The organism is Halorubrum saccharovorum DSM 1137, assembly GCF_000337915.1.
Classification (GTDB): Archaea; Halobacteriota; Halobacteria; order Halobacteriales; family Haloferacaceae; genus Halorubrum; species Halorubrum saccharovorum.
In genome coordinates this window covers 47905-62969 of record NZ_AOJE01000059.1, presented here as the reverse complement: position 1 = coordinate 62969, position 15065 = coordinate 47905, and the positions used below count along the sequence as shown (strand labels likewise).

Genomic DNA, 15065 nt, shown 5'->3' with positions numbered 1-15065 from the left:
GTCGCCCACATCGTGTCGTCGGCGAGGAGCCGCCCCTCGCGGAGCCCGAGGTCGCCGAGGAGGTCCCGGACGGCGGCGGCCGGGTCGTCGCCGTCGGCCCACGTCCGCACCGCGTCGACCGTGGTCTCCTCCCGGACCTGCGCCTCGTAGAGGACCGGTACGAGGAGGGTCGGAGCGGCGGGGGCGCCCCCGGCTGTGGTGCGGTCGCTCGCCGGCACGACGAGCAGGAGGTGTCGCTCTCCCGGCTCCTCGGCGAAGCCGGTGAGGTACTGGAGGTTCCGGCTGGGGAAACAGACGAGCCCGTCGGCGCCGGTCTCCCGGAGCCGCGCCGCGGCGCGCTCGCGTCGTTCCGCGTGAACGTCTTCGGTCACGGTCGGGCTCGGACCCGCGGTCGCATATAAGTAGGGACTCATTGAGGGGACGGCAAGCGGCGCATAACGATATGCCGAGGACTCGCACGGGGAGGTATGAGCATCCAGAAGGGCTCGACGTTCGACTGCCCCGAGTGCGACGTGACCGCCCCCTCGGCGTCGGTGCCGTACGACGCCCTCGGCTACGCGGTCTGTCCGGTCTGCTCGCACGCGACGGCGCCGGCGAGCGACGGGGACTGATCGGGACGGACGACGGACGGACGAGAGGCAGATCGGGACGGGTCTTTCCCGTCGACGACCGCGAACCGCGCCGTTTTAGCCGCGTCGCGCACCCTCTCCGGTATGCCCTGGTCTCTGGGACGCGACGACGACGTGATCACCGAGTGGGAGCGCTCCGACGGCTACGCGACGGTCCGGATCCGCGAGCGCGGCGACGGCGGGTTCGTCGCCCGCCTCGACGTGATGGAACAGGCCGACGACGAGTCGGCCTACGAGCGCGAGCGGTTCGACGACCGCGAGACCGCGCTCGACCGCGCGGCGACGTGGCGCGAGGCCCGGGAGATCGACGACTGACCGCCGTCGGAAAACGCCGGTCCCCATCGCTCGGCCGCATCGCCGACAGCGGGGCTTTTTATTCTCGGTGCGGGTAGGGACCGCCATGACCGACCGAACGCGTCGCGACTGGCTTCGGGTCCTCGGTGCCGCGAGCACCGCGGGCGCCGCGGGACTTGCGGGCTGCTCCGCCCTCGACACCGGCGGCTCCGGCGAGGGCGACGCGCCCGGGAACGGGGGGCCCGGAGACGGGAGCGACGGAGGGGATTCGGATGGTGGCGACCGACCGACGGACGGCCCCGACGACGGGGTGAAGACGCAGTTCCGGAACGGGCTCCGGAACACCGGGTACGTCGACGCGACGGTCCCGGACGCGATCGAGACCGCGTGGTCGGTGCCGGCCAACCGCGGCGACCACTCGGCCTCGAAGGGGAGCCCCGTGGTGGCGCCGAACGGGGCGATCGTGCTCGCCGACGACACCGGCCGGGTCCAGTCGATCGCGCCGGATGGCTCGGTGAACTGGGCGACCTCGATCAGCGACGACGACCGCGGCAGCCACGGGACCCCGGCGATCGCGGACGGGAGCCTGTACGTCGGCACCTACGACGGCGTTGTCTCGGCGCTGTCGCTCGACGACGGCGAGATCCTGTGGCAGAACAAGGTCGGCGGGTCGGCCGCCGCCAGTCCGACCTACCTCGACGGGAAGCTCTACCTCGCGGTCGAGCACGCGCCCCCGGACGGGAGCGTCGTCGAGATGGACGCGGAGACCGGCGAGGTGGAGTGGCGCGACAGGCGTCCCACGAACCACCCGCACTCGACGGTCGCGATCGACCGGGAACACGGGCGGCTCATCTTCGGCTCCAACGACGGGTACTGCTACGCGTGGTCGTTCCCGGAGCTGGAACGCGAGTGGGCCTACGACACCGGCGGCGACGTGAAGCTCCCGCTGGCGATCAGCGAGGGGATCGCGGTCGTCCCCTCGTGGGCGGGGACCGTCACCGGGCTCGACGTCGAGGACGGCTCGATGCTGTGGGAGTTCGAGACCGACGGCGGCGAGACGGCGAAGGGCGACCCCGACCCCGGGGAGACGGGCGGGGTCATGTGCGCGCCCGCGGTCCACGACGGCGAGGTGTACGTCGGGAGCCACGACACAAACGCCTACGCGATCGACCTCCACAGCGGCGAGAAGCTGTGGGCGACCGAGACGGGCGGCTGGATCACCGGGAGCGCGGTCGCCACGAACGACCACGTGCTCGTCGGTTCGTACGACGCGAAGCTCTACGCGCTCGACCGCGACGACGGGTCGGTCACCTGGACCGCCGAGGGCCGGGGCGACGTGACCAGCGCGCCCGCCGTGACCGGCGACGGGATCTACTACGCGGAGCGCGCCCCGGAGGGCTCCGACGAGGCCGGGATGTGCTACAAGCTCGTGGCGAGCGAGTAGCGAGGTCCCCTCCGTTCTCGACCGCTCCAGCCGCCGACTCACCGCTCCGGGTGGATCGGCCCGTCGAACCCCCCGCGAATCAGCGGCTTCGCGACGTGGCGCCGGGCGCTCGGCGGGACCTCGTACCAGCCGAGTTCCAGCTCTCGGTCGATCGGCGCCTCGATCTTCCCGGGCGCGTCGGTGCCGCAGTCGCGGCAGCGGTACCCCTGTCCCCGCCCCGCAGAGGACATCGACCGCCCACAGTCGGGGCAGGTCGGCACGGCGGCCTCCGTCTCGACGAGGTCTCGCACGGCGAGTTTCTCCAGTTTCAAGGTCGCCCGACCGCCGGCGACTTCGTCGGCTCCGTCGGCTCCGTCGGCTCCGCTGCCGTCGTCGACGCCACCGGCGACCTCGACCGCTCGGACCTCGTGCTCGCCGCACACCGTCACCCGGTCGCCGGGGCGGAGGGCGCGAACGCGGTCACGGAACCGGCCGGTCGGCTCGAACGCGACGCACCGGAGGCGGAGACGATCATCGTCCGGCGCCGCCACGTCGACGTGGACGTGTCCCCCGCGTTTCGTCTCCGGCTCGCTCGCGACCACGCCGGCGACCCGGTACCCCGCGCCGTCGCGGAGGTCGCCGATCGCGCCCGGCGCGAGGTGCGCGTCTGTTCCCTGGTTCGTCAGGAACGTCGCGGCGCGCTCGACCGGCTCGGACGCGATCGCCTCGGCGACCTCGCGGCACGCGTCGGCGTCGTCGCCGCGGATCCCGTGGAGGATCGGTCCGGGAGCGTTCGGCACGCAGACCGCATCTCCCGTTCCGCGGTCGACGGAGTCCCAGACGGTCGGATACCTTCGGTCGGCGGCCGCGAAGACGCGCTCGACATCGACGTCGCGGGGCGTCCCGCAGCGCTCCAGCTCGCGGTAAGAGATGCGCTCGACGGTCCAGTCGTCGAACGCGGCGGGGGCGCCGACCGCCGCGAGCGCGCCGATCCGGCCGCGCCCCGCGACGGCCTCCGCGTCGGGCTCGCCGCCGGACCCGAACGCCGCGTGCCGGAAGCCGTGCTCGTCGGCGAGTTCGAGGGCCTCGTCGAGCGAGAGGCGATGGCGGAGCGCGCGACGGGCGAAGTCGGCCACGTCGCCCGGAACGGAGGCGGTACCCGGTCCGAACGGGTCGCCGGTGCCGTCGGCATCGCCCGCGTCGACGTCGGCGACGACGACGCCGGGCGAGGTACGGGGGTCGTCCGCCGCCGCGAACTCACGGACCGTTTCGGCGGCGAGGTCGAAGGCCGCCTCGGCGCCGACGCCGGAGACGTGGACCGCGACCGCGGCATTGCCCCGCGTCTTGTGTTTCACCGCCGGGTTGAGCCGGACGAGGAGGCGGCGACTGACGCGGCCGCCGGCGGCGTCGAGGCGCTCGGCCAGCCGCGCGCCGACGTACGTCGTGCACATCCCGCGCTCGCGGGAGTCGGTGTCGTCGACGGCGACGATCGGCATACGCGCATTTTCGCGCTCCCGGACAAACCGGTTTCGGGGCGGGACGGAGCGGACGGAGAGGGTCCGATCCGACGAACGAGTATATAACTGCATCGGCGCCCCGATCGGGAAAACCGCAGGCTGGCAGGGCTTTCGAGCGTGTGCGATTGACACAACGCATATATACGGCGAGCCGCTTATCTCGACTATGTCCCGGACTGCGCTGATCGAGAACGTCACCGCGATGCTGGAGGACGCGGGCTTCCTCGTCAGCGACCGGTGTGCGGTCCGGCCCAAGAGCTTCGACGTGGCGGCCAGACGCGACGAGGACCTCGTCCTCCTGAAGATCCTCGGGAACGTCGACGCGCTCGACGCGGAGACCGGCGCGGAGATGCGCCGACTCGGCGAGTACCTGCAGGCGACGCCGATGGTTATCGGGGTCCGGACCCGCGACGAGGATCTGAAGCCGGGCGTCGTCTACTTCCGGCACGGCGTCCCGGTGATCAACCCCGACACGGGGTACGACCTGTTCGTCGAGGGGATGCCACCGCTCATCTACGCCGCCCCCGGCGGGCTCTACGTCAGCCTCGACGGCGACCTGCTGGCCGACGAGCGGGAGGAGCGCGGCTGGTCGCTCGGCCGCCTCGCGACCGAGCTCGGCGTCTCGCGCCGCACCGTCTCGAAGTACGAAGACGGGATGAACGCCTCCATCGAGGTGGCGATCCAGCTGGAAGAGCTGTTCAACGAGCCGTTCTCCAGTCCGGTCGACGTGCTCGACGGCGCCGACGAGGTCCGCGACTCGGATCCCACTCCCTCGGCGCCCGAGACCGATCCCGACGACGAGCACGTCCTCCACGTGCTCACGAACGCGGGATTCACGGTTCACCCGACCGCCCGCGCGCCGTTCAAGGCCGTCTCCGAGGACGAGGGGAGCGCCGTGACTCGGGTGCTCACCGGCCACTCGACGTTCACTCCCGCGGCCGAGAAGCGCGCCCGGATCATGTCCTCGATCGGCGAGGTGGCGCAGACCCGCTCGGTCTACTTCACCGAGGAGGACGAGAAGCGCGAGTCGGTCGACGGCACCGCCCTCGTTTCCTGCGAGGAGCTCGCTGGCATCTCCGACCCCGAGGAGATCCGCGAGCTCATTCGCGACCGGGCGAAGCCGCCGTCCGAGGCCTGACCGGGCCTCGGCCTGCGTTCTCACAGGACCGACCTGGCCGAGAGCGTCGCGGTCGCTACCGTCCGAGCAGCCGGCTGAAGAAGCCGCCGTCCTCGTCTTCGTCCGTGTCCTCGTCTCCTTCCTCCTCCGAGAGGGCGGTGTTCATCGTTCCGGTGTCGTCGCGGAACGGAACGCTGCCGGCGAGTTCGTCGTCCGGGTCGGGTTCCGCCTCTTCGACCGGGGCCGGTTCCGACTCGGACTCCGGTTCCGCTCCCGACTCGTCGGCGGCGCTCCCGTCGTCCGCCGTGTCGTCGCTAACCGACTCGTCGCCCGCAGCCGGTTCGGCGGTCGGGACGCCGGTCTCGTCTGCTTCGTCCGCTTCGTCCGCTTCGTCCGTCTCGTCCGAGTCGTTCGCCCCGTCGTCTTGGCCTGCCTCGTCGTCTTGGCCTGCCTCGTCGCCCTCGTCGTCGAACTGCTCCGGCTCGGCGTCCGATTCGATCATCGCTTCGAGGTCGTCGCCGTCGACGTGGTCCTCTCCGACGGTCTCCGTCTCGTCGTCGACGGCGTCGAGTTCGTCGGCGGGCTCCGGTTCTTCGTCAGCCGCGTCGGCGTCGGTGGAATCGCCGGATTCGGCCTCCGCAATGTCCTCGACGGGCGATTCCGCGGCGACGATGATGTCCTCCTCGTCGCCCGGCCCGCTGAGGCCGGCCCGCTCGGAGTCGGCGACGATGATGTCCTCTTCTGGCGCAGCGTCTTCGCCCTCGGCACCGTCGGTCTCGGTCGCTTCGTCCGGTTGGGCTGACTCGTCCTCCTCGTCGCCCTCGCCCGCCTCGTCCGGTTCGACCACCTCGTCCGCCTCGTCCGGTCCCTCAGTGTCGGCGTCGGCGGGGGAGCCGCCCTCGGGTTCGACGCCGCTGTCTTCCGCGTCGTCCCCGTCCGCCACGTCGCCGGCGGCGAGCCCGGGGCCGGCGATCGATTCGCCGGTCAGCGCCCGCGTCAGGTCGCGGTACGCCCGGGTCGACGGGGCGTCCGGGGCGAAGGCGGGGAGAGGCCCGCCCGACTCGGCCGCGCGCAACACCGCCTCGTCCTCGGGGATCCGTCCGATCACGGGGGCGTCGAGGGTCTCTTCGACCGCGTCGATCGGGTCGTCGCCCGCGGCGGTTTCGGGGTCGATCCGAGTGATCGCGGCGCCCGCGACGGATCCGCCGAGCCGCTCGGTCAGCTGGCGGGTCTTCTCGGTGTCGCCGAGGGCGCTCCGCTCCGCCGTGGAGACGAGGAGGGTCTCGTCCGCGAGGCCGAGCGGGAGGGTGGAGTCGTGCGAGAGTCCCGCGCCGGCGTCGATCAGCACGTAGTCGGCGTCGTCGAAGGCGTCGACGACCTCCCGGAGCCCGGAGGGGTCGGCCGCCGCGTACGCGTCCAGGTCCGCCGCGCCCGGGACGACGCGGAGTCCGGACGGCCCCTCGTGAACCGCGTCGAGGGGGTCGGCCGCCCCCGAGAGCACGTCGTGGAGGGTGATCCCGCCGGGTGTCACGCCCACGGCCGCCGCGAGGTTCGCCATACCGAGGTCGGCGTCGATCGCGACGACGTCGGCGCCCGAGTCGGCCAGGAGCGTCGCCACCGCCGCGGTCGTGGTGGTCTTCCCGACCCCACCTTTCGCCGACGCGACCGCATACACCGTTGCCATACGGTGAGGGTCCGGCGACTGATACTTAAATGTAGGCGGCAACGGCGCGATCGGGACGGCGTTTCGGCGCGATCGGCCGCCTGAATCGGCGGAACCACCCGCGCATTTTCGCAAACACCTTATACGTCGCTTGTAGAGTTTCAGGCGATTAGTAGTATGGCGAGACCAGAGGTGCTCGACCGGATCAAGGAGGCTGAAACGGAGGCGGACGAGATCATCGCGGAGGCGGAATCGGACGCCGACGAGCGCCTCGCCGAGGCTCGACAACGCGCGGAGGAGATCCGCGCGGAGGCCGAGGAAGAGGCGGACTCCGAGGCCGACGACCGGCTGGCGGCGGCCCGCGAGGAGATCGAGGAACGCCGCGAGGAGATCCTCGAATCGGGTCGTGCCGACCGCGACGAGCTCGAACGCGAGGCCCGCGACCGCGTGGACTCGGCCGTCGACTACGCCGTCGAACGGTTCGAAGAAGCGGTGAACCAACAGGCCGAGGAGGCGGTGGATGCTCAGGCCTGAGCGGATGAGCAAGGTGTCGGTGACGGGCTCGAAGCGCGTCATCGACGACGTGATCGAGGCGACGTACGAACACCACTCCCTGCACGTCACGGACTACGACGAGCGCTACGAGGGCTTCTCGCCCGGCGAGTCGCTCGACGGCGCGGAGACCGTCAACGAGAAGCTCGTCACCGTGCGCTCGCTGGAGAGCATCCTCGACGTCGAGGGGGACGAGGCCGACGGGGCCCGCCCGATCGACGACGAGGCGCTCGAAGCGGAGCTCGCCGACGTGCGCGAGCGTGTCAACGATCTCAACGACCGGCGCGACGAGCTCAAAGCCGAGATCCGAGACCGGGAAGAGGAGCTCGACCGGATGGAGCCGTTCGCGGATCTGGGGATCGAGCTCGACCTGCTCGGCGGCTACGACTCGCTCGAAGTCGTCGTCGGCGAGGCGAAGCCGGAGGCGGTCGAGGCGACGCTCGCCGACGCGGACGGGATCGAGGCGTTCGAGGTGTTCGCCGGAAGCGATATCGTCGCGATCTTCGCGCGTCCCGCGGACGGGGCCGAGGAGGGCGTCCTGCAGGACTCGCTCGTGGGCGTCGACATCGCGCTGCTCGAAGTGCCGGAGGCGGAGGCCAGCCCGAGCGAGTACGTCGCGGAGCTCGAGCGAGAGCGCGAGGAGCTCCAGAACGACCTCGACGAGATCGAAGCGGAGCTCGCGGCGGTGAAGGAGGAGGCGGCCGGCTTCCTGCTGCGCGCCGAAGAGCAGCTCACCATCGAGGCCGAGAAGAAGCAGGCGCCGCTCTCCTTCGCGACCACCGAGAACGCCTTCATCGCGGAGGGGTGGGTGCCGACCGAGACGTTCTCCGACCTGCGGGCGGCCATCACCGACGCGGTCGGCGACCACGCCGAGGTCGAGGAGCTTGAGCGCGCGTCGTTCACCCCCGACGGCGACCACCACACCGAGGCGGTCGCGGACGGCGGCGCCGAGCGCGAGGCGGCCACCGACGGCGGCCACGCGACCCACGGCAGCGACGACCCGCCGGTCGTCCAGAACAACGGAAGCGCGGCCGGGCCCTTCGAACTGCTCGTGCAGGGATTCGGGCGGCCGAAGTACTCGGAGTTCGACCCGACGCTTCTGGTCTTCCTCACGTTCCCGCTCATGTTCGGCTTCATGATCGGGGACGTGGGGTACGGCGTGTTGTACGCCGCCATCGGCGCCTTCCTGTACAGCAGGTACGACGGGACGTTCCGCGAACTCGGCGCCGTCGCGCTGTGGGCCGGCGGCTTCACGATCCTGTTCGGGATCTACTTCGGGATCGACGTGTTCGGCTACCACGCCTATCAGCTGCTGCCGGGTGACGTCCACTGGCCCGTCGACGGGAAGGGCCTCTCACCCGCCGACATCGACTGGGCGCTGTCGTTCCTGGTCGCCAGCGTGCTGTTCGGGCTCGCGCATCTGAACGTGGGGCACATCCTCTCGTTCGTGAGCAACTACCAGCAGCACGACCTGAAACACGCGCTGTACGAGGGCGGCTCGTGGCTGCTGATCCTCAACGGCGCGTGGGTCTGGATCTTCAGCCAGCACCTCCCCGGTCCGAAGCCGGACTTCCTGTTCGACTCGTTCTCGATCCTCACCTTCGGGGCCGTGTCGTTCGCCGGCTTCCCGGTCGCGGTCGGGTACGCTGCCATCGTGGCGATCCTGCTCGGGATCGTCCTGCTCGCGATCGGCGAGCCGCCGGAGCTCGCCGAGGTGCTCTCGCCGATCGTCAACGTCATCTCGTACGCCCGGATCATGGCGGTGCTGCTCGCGAAAGGCGGGATGGCGCTCGCCGTGAACCTGCTGGCGTTCGGGGCGTACATCGGGGAGGGCGGCGAGGGGAGCTTCCACTTCATCTTCTCCGCCGACTACCTGGAGTACATCCAGAACCACCCGGAGGAGTACGAGCTCGTCTTCGCCGGGATCACGACCGCGTTCGACCCGGCATCGATCGGTGCGGTCGGCGTCGTCGCGCTCGTGGGCGGGATCGTCGTCGCGGTCGTCGGCCACATCGTCGTCCTGGCGCTCGGGGTCACCTCCGCCGGCATTCAGGCGGTGCGTCTCGAATACGTGGAGTTCTTCGGGAACTTCTACGAGGGCGGCGGCGACTCGTACCTGCCGTTCGGCTACGACCGGCAGTACACCGCCGACGAGGAGTAACGGTCGCGGTCTGCTCTGCGACCGCCCTCGCGGACGTCGTCCGGAGTCAGAAAATCGCCGTCGTTAGTCGCACCTTTCTCCCGTGTCCGGGGCGCTCTATTCGGTCGTTTTGGGAAGCTTTATGACCACTGTGGCGGCAACTAGCAACTGTTCGGAGACGAGCAACCGCAACTACTACCAATGCTTGAAGCTACCAACGAACTCGGGAACGTCGCACTGCAGGCCGGTGGAACGCTGACTGACGCCAACGCCGCGGCAGCACTCGCCGTCGGGCTGGCGGCGCTCGGCGCGGGCTACGCCGAGCGGGGAATCGGTTCCGCGGCCGTCGGCGCGATGGCCGAAGACGACGATCTGTTCGTCAACGGGCTCATTCTGACGGTCCTCCCCGAGACGATTGTCATTCTCGCACTCGTCGTCGTCTTCATCGTCTAAGCGGCACTCCCTTTCCACACCAATGAGTTTGGACACTGTCGTTGAGGACGTTCGAGACGAAGCCCGCGCGCGTGCAGAGGAAATCCGTGAGGCGGCGGAGTCCGAGGCGGACGAGATCGTCGCCGAGGCGGAGGCCGATGCCGAGCGCATCCGCGAAGAGCGGCTCGCCGAGGTCGATCGACAGATCGATCAGGAGCGCGAGCAGACGCTCTCCTCGGCCAAACTCGAGGCCAAACAGGAGCGGCTCGGCGCCCGTCGCGACGTCTTGGAAGACGTCTACGACGACGTCGAGGCCGCCATCGATGGGCTCGACGGCGATCGGCGCCGCGAGCTGACCGAGACGCTGCTCGACGCGACTCTCGCGGAGTTCGACGACGACGAGGACGTCGCCGTCTACACCCGCGCCGAGGACGTCGAGCTCGTCGAGGAGCTCGTCGAGGACCGCAACGCCGCGGTCGACGGCGAGGTCGACTGCCTCGGCGGCGTCGTCGCGGAGAGCGACACCTCTCGCGTTCGCGTGAACAACACGTTCGACTCGATCCTGGAATCCGTCTGGGATGACGAGTTGAAGAACATCTCGGAGCGACTGTTCGACCAATGAGCGCCGTCGGGAGCTCGAACCCAGAGTACGTCGTCGCGCGGGTTCGTGCCCGCCGCGGCAGCCTCTACGGTGACGAGGAGTACCGGAAGCTGACCCGGATGGGACCGTCGGAGATCGCTCGGTTCATGGAGGAGTCGAGCTACGGCGCGGATATCAACGCCCTCGGAAGTCGCCACGGCGGCGTGGACCTGATCGAGTACGCGTTGAATCGGAACCTCGCCGAGCAGTTCGACGACATCCTCGACTGGAGCGAGGGGTCGCTGTACGACCTGATCGCTCGGTACCTCCGGAAGTTCGACGCCTGGAACGTGAAGACGGTCATCCGCGGCGCCTACACCGACGCGGACCAGTCGGCCATTGAGACCGACCTGATCCGCGCCGGTGAGTTCGACGATCGGCGGGTCCGGCGGCTGCTCGAGGCCGACTCGATCGACGCGGTCGTCGAGGTGCTCGAAGACACCATCTACGGGGACCCGCTCCGGGAGGCGTACGCCGAGTACGAGGAGACGGACGTGCTGGTGCCGCTGGAGAACGCCGTCGACCGCGCGTTCTACGAGCGGCTCCTGTCGGGGCTCGGCGGCGACGAGCCGACCCGCCAGTACGAGGCGTTCCTCAAGGCGGAGGTCGACTTCCGGAACGCGATCAACGCCCTCCGGCTCGCCCGGTCGGGCGCTGACATCGACCCCGCTGCGTACTTCATCGAGGGCGGCGACCTGTTCACCCGCGGGTCGCTCGCGCGGCTCGCGCGGAACCTCGACGACCTCGTGGAGTACATCGCCGACAGCCAGTACGGCGAGGAACTCGGTCCCGCGCTGCGCGAGCTCGAGGAGGCGGACAGCCTCATCGCGTTCGAGCACGCGACCGACGCCGCCCTGCTGGCGTACGGCGACCGGCTCGGCACGATCCATCCGGTGTCGGTGACGCCGGTGATCTCGTACATCCTCGCGAAGGAGCGCGAGGTCGAGAACATCCGGGCGATCGCCCGCGGGAAGGAGGCCGGGCTGTCGGCCGACGAGATCGAATCGGAGCTGGTGATAACATGAGCCAGGAGATCGCCGTCGTCGGGAGCCCCGAGTTCACGACCGGATTCAGGCTCGCCGGCGTGCGGAAGTTCGAGAACGTACCGGACGACGAGAAGGACGAGCGGCTCGACGACGCCGTCGAACGGACCCTCGACGACGAGGACACCGGCATCATCGTGATGCACGACGACGACCTCGACCACCTCTCGCGGGGGACCCGCGAGTCGGTGGAGGGGAGCATCGAGCCCGTGCTCGTGACGCTCGGCGGGTCCGGCGCCGGCAGCGGCGGGCTGCGCGACCAGATCAAACGAGCCATCGGGATCGACCTGATGGAGGAGGACGACTAATATGAGTAAAGCAGAATCCACGGAGACCACCCCAAGCGAAGACGGTGTTATCCAAAGCGTGAGCGGTCCGGTCGTGAGCGCCCGCGACCTCGACGCCCGCATGAACGACGTCGTCTACGTCGGCGACGAAGGCCTCATGGGGGAAGTGATCGAGATCGAAGGCGACATCACGACCATTCAGGTGTACGAGGAGACCTCCGGGGTCGCCCCCGGCGAGCCCGTCGAGAACACGGGCGAGCCGCTGTCGGTCGACCTAGGTCCGGGGATGCTGGACGCCATCTACGACGGCGTTCAGCGTCCGCTGGACGTGCTGGAGGGAAAGATGGGCAGTCCGTACCTCGACCGCGGGGTCGACGCGCCCGGCATCGACTTAGAGGAGGAGTGGGAGTTCGAGCCCACCGTCGAGGTCGGCGACGAGGTCGGCCGCGGCGACGTGGTCGGCGTCGTCGAGGAGACGGTCACCATCGACCACAAGGTGATGGTGCCGCCGGACGCCCTCGACGAGGGGGAGACCACCGAGGTCACCGCCGTCGAGTCTGGCTCGTTCGACGTCACCGAGACGGTGGCCGAGCTCGCCAACGGCACGGACGTCTCGATGCACCAGGAGTGGCCCGTCCGCGAGGCGCGTCCCTCCGAGAACAAGAAGACGCCCCGGACGCCGCTGGTGTCCGGCCAGCGCATCCTCGACGGTCTGTTCCCAATCGCGAAGGGCGGGACGGCCGCGATTCCGGGGCCGTTCGGCTCCGGGAAGACGGTCACGCAGCACCAGCTCGCGAAGTACGCCGACGCGGACATCATCGTCTACGTCGGCTGCGGCGAGCGCGGCAACGAGATGACCGAGGTCATCGAGGACTTCCCCGAGCTGGAGGACCCGGCCAACGGCAACCCGCTGATGGCGCGGACCTCGCTCATCGCGAACACCTCGAATATGCCCGTCGCGGCGCGTGAGTCCTGTATCTACACGGGAATCACGATCGCCGAGTACTACCGCGACATGGGGTACGACGTGGCGCTGATGGCCGACTCCACCTCGCGGTGGGCGGAGGCCATGCGCGAGATCTCCTCCCGGCTGGAGGAGATGCCCGGCGAGGAGGGGTACCCCGCGTACCTCGCCGCCCGGCTCGCGCAGTTCTACGAGCGCGCCGGCTACTTCGAGAACGTCAACGGGACGGAGGGCTCCGTCTCGGCGATCGGCGCGGTGTCGCCGCCCGGAGGCGACTTCTCCGAGCCGGTCACCCAGAACACGCTGCGCATCGTGAAGACGTTCTGGGCGCTCGACGCGGACCTGGCGGAGCGCCGCCACTTCCCGTCGATCAACTGGAACGAGTCGTACTCGCTGTACAAGGACCAGCTCGACCCGTGGTTCGAAGACGAGGTCGCCGACGACTGGGCGGAGAAGCGCCAGTGGGCGGTCGACGTGCTCGACGAGGAGACCGAGCTGCAGGAGATCGTCCAGCTCGTCGGGAAGGACGCCCTGCCCGACGACCAGCAGCTCACCCTGGAGGTCGCCCGCTACCTGCGCGAGGCGTACCTCCAGCAGAACGCGTTCCACCCGGTGGACACGTACTGCCCGCCGGAGAAGACGTACCTCATGCTGACGACGATCGAGACGTTCAACGACGAGGCGTTCAAGGCGCTCGAAGCGGGCGTCCCCGTCGAGGAGATCGTCGACACCGAGAGCGCCCCCCGGATCAACCGGATCGGCGTCCAGGAGGACTACGAGGAGTACGTCGAGGAGCTCAAAGCGGACATCACCGAGGAACTCCGGAGCCTCTACTAACATGAAAGAGTATCAGACCATCACCGAGATCAGCGGTCCCCTCGTGTACGCCGAGGTCGACGAGGCCATCGGCTACGACGAGATCGTCGAGATCGAGACGGCACAGGGGGAGACGCTGCGCGGACAGGTGCTCGAATCCTCGGAGGGCGTCGTCGCCATCCAGGTGTTCGAGGGCACCTCCGGTATCGACCAGAACGCGTCCGTCCGCTTCCTGGGCGAGACGATGAAGATGCCCGTCACCGAGGACCTCCTCGGACGGGTCCTCGACGGCTCCGGCCGTCCGATCGACGACGGTCCGGAGATCGTCCCCGAGGAGCGACAGGACATCGTCGGCGCGGCGATCAACCCGTACTCCCGGGAGTACCCCGAGGAGTTCATCGAGACGGGCGTCTCGGCCATCGACGGGATGAACACGCTCGTCCGCGGCCAGAAGCTCCCGATCTTCTCCAGTTCCGGCCAGCCGCACAGCGAACTGGCGATGCAGATCGCCCGACAGGCCAGCGTGCCCGAAGAGGAGGAAGGCGACGACGAGGAGGGCTCGGAGTTCGCCGTCATCTTCGGCGCGATGGGGATCACCCAGGAGGAGGCCAACGAGTTCATGGAGGACTTCGAGCGCACCGGCGCGCTGGAGCGGTCCGTCGTCTTCATGAACCTCGCGGACGACCCCGCCGTCGAGCGGACGGTCACCCCGCGGATGGTGCTCACCACGGCCGAGTACCTCGCCTTCGAGAAGGACTACCACGTCCTCGTCATCCTGACGGACATGACCAACTACTGCGAGGCGCTCCGGGAGATCGGGGCGGCCCGCGAGGAGGTCCCGGGGCGACGCGGCTACCCCGGATACATGTACACCGACCTGGCGCAGCTGTACGAGCGCGCCGGGCGGATTCAGGGCCGTGAGGGGTCGGTCACGCAGATCCCGATCCTCACGATGCCGGGCGACGACGACACCCACCCGATCCCGGACCTGACCGGGTACATCACGGAGGGGCAGATCTACGTCGACCCCGACCTCAACAGTCAGGGCCTGCAGCCCCCGATCAACGTCCTCCCCAGCCTGTCTCGGCTGATGGACGACGGGATCGGCGAGGGGCTCACCCGCGAGGACCACGCCGACGTGAAAGACCAGATGTTCGCGGCGTACGCGGAGGGCGAGGACCTTCGCGACCTCGTGAACATCGTCGGTCGCGAGGCGCTGTCGGAGCTCGACAACAAGTACCTCGACTTCGCGGACGCCTTCGAGTCGGAGTTCGTCGACCAGGGCTTCGACCAGAACCGCGACATCGAGGAGACGCTGGAGATCGGCTGGGACCTGCTCTCGATGCTCCCGAAGGACGCCCTCAACCGGATCGACGAGGAGTTCATCGAGGAGTACTACCGCGAGGAGGACTCGGAGCGCCAGGTCGTCGAAGCGGCCGACTGATCGGCGGCTTTCCTCGCTATCCCTCGTCGAGACTTCTCCCCGGAGCACCGCTTATCGCCGTCGCGGTGAGCACCGACACGTCACGACTGAAAAGAATTATCCGC

15 protein-coding genes are annotated in these 15065 nt (G+C 69.4%); 12 read left to right on the top strand and 3 right to left on the bottom strand.

Translation table 11 applies throughout. The features are described 5' to 3' along the window. Positions 1-413: aminopeptidase P family N-terminal domain-containing protein (locus C471_RS11225; protein WP_193366121.1), on the bottom strand; the 413-nt coding region annotated here is incomplete at its 3' end. Between the two features lie 54 nt (positions 414-467). Between C471_RS11225 and C471_RS17725 the strand changes: the two genes are divergently transcribed. The 3 genes from C471_RS17725 (at position 468) to C471_RS11215 (ending at position 2367) form a co-directional block, all read left to right on the top strand. Beyond that, positions 468-611: a hypothetical protein gene (locus C471_RS17725; RefSeq protein WP_004049086.1), complete on the top strand. Its 144-nt coding sequence runs from the start codon at positions 468-470 to the stop codon at positions 609-611. A 102-nt stretch (positions 612-713) separates the two neighbouring features. Continuing rightward, complete coding sequence (locus C471_RS11220; protein WP_004049085.1) at positions 714-944, top strand: DUF7543 family protein; 231 nt, start codon at positions 714-716, stop codon at positions 942-944. 85 nt (positions 945-1029) lie between these two features. Next, complete coding sequence (locus C471_RS11215) at positions 1030-2367, top strand: outer membrane protein assembly factor BamB family protein (RefSeq protein WP_004049084.1); 1338 nt, start codon at positions 1030-1032, stop codon at positions 2365-2367. Between the two features lie 38 nt (positions 2368-2405). Here C471_RS11215 and C471_RS11210 read toward each other — a convergent pair whose 3' ends face one another. Next, positions 2406-3842 (bottom strand): tRNA(Ile)(2)-agmatinylcytidine synthase, encoded by a 1437-nt coding sequence (locus C471_RS11210; protein WP_004049083.1) that lies wholly within the window; start codon positions 3840-3842, stop codon positions 2406-2408. 187 nt (positions 3843-4029) lie between these two features. On the opposite strand from C471_RS11210, the gene C471_RS11205 reads away from it, so the two are divergent. Further along, positions 4030-5001: a transcriptional regulator gene (locus C471_RS11205; protein ID WP_004049082.1), complete on the top strand. Its 972-nt coding sequence runs from the start codon at positions 4030-4032 to the stop codon at positions 4999-5001. 55 nt (positions 5002-5056) lie between these two features. On the opposite strand, the gene C471_RS11200 is transcribed toward C471_RS11205, so the two are convergent. Then, on the bottom strand, positions 5057-6664 hold the full coding sequence (locus C471_RS11200) for a nucleotide-binding protein (RefSeq protein ID WP_004049081.1): 1608 nt from the start codon (positions 6662-6664) through the stop codon (positions 5057-5059). Positions 6665-6820: 156 nt separating this feature from the next. On the opposite strand from C471_RS11200, the gene ahaH reads away from it, so the two are divergent. The 8 genes from ahaH (at position 6821) to C471_RS11160 (ending at position 14961) form a co-directional block, all read left to right on the top strand. Next, entirely contained in the window at positions 6821-7177 is a 357-nt protein-coding gene (gene ahaH, locus C471_RS11195) for an ATP synthase archaeal subunit H (RefSeq protein WP_008005198.1), read from the top strand. A 4-nt stretch (positions 7178-7181) separates the two neighbouring features. Continuing rightward, positions 7182-9356, top strand: a complete 2175-nt coding sequence (locus C471_RS11190) for a V-type ATP synthase subunit I (RefSeq protein WP_004049079.1) — start codon at positions 7182-7184, stop codon at positions 9354-9356. A 180-nt stretch (positions 9357-9536) separates the two neighbouring features. Then, positions 9537-9788 carry a hypothetical protein gene (locus C471_RS11185; protein WP_004049078.1) on the top strand — a complete coding sequence of 84 codons (252 nt, stop codon included), beginning with the start codon at positions 9537-9539 and terminating at the stop codon, positions 9786-9788. 22 nt (positions 9789-9810) lie between these two features. Next, complete coding sequence (locus C471_RS11180) at positions 9811-10389, top strand: V-type ATP synthase subunit E (protein ID WP_004049077.1); 579 nt, start codon at positions 9811-9813, stop codon at positions 10387-10389. After that, positions 10386-11432, top strand: coding sequence for a V-type ATP synthase subunit C (locus C471_RS11175; RefSeq protein WP_004049076.1), 1047 nt, complete (start codon positions 10386-10388; stop codon positions 11430-11432). The genes C471_RS11180 and C471_RS11175 overlap by 4 nt, the downstream gene beginning before the upstream one ends. Continuing rightward, complete coding sequence (locus C471_RS11170) at positions 11429-11758, top strand: V-type ATP synthase subunit F (protein WP_004049075.1); 330 nt, start codon at positions 11429-11431, stop codon at positions 11756-11758. Before C471_RS11175 ends, C471_RS11170 begins: the two co-directional genes overlap by 4 nt. A 1-nt stretch (position 11759) precedes the next feature. After that, positions 11760-13538 carry an ATP synthase subunit A gene (locus tag C471_RS11165; protein WP_049909324.1) on the top strand — a complete coding sequence of 593 codons (1779 nt, stop codon included), beginning with the start codon at positions 11760-11762 and terminating at the stop codon, positions 13536-13538. Between the two features lies 1 nt (position 13539). Continuing rightward, the gene (locus C471_RS11160) at positions 13540-14961 is read left to right on the top strand and encodes a V-type ATP synthase subunit B (protein WP_004049073.1); all 1422 of its coding nucleotides are present in this window, start codon (positions 13540-13542) and stop codon (positions 14959-14961) included. The last annotated feature ends 104 nt before the right edge of the window (positions 14962-15065 follow it).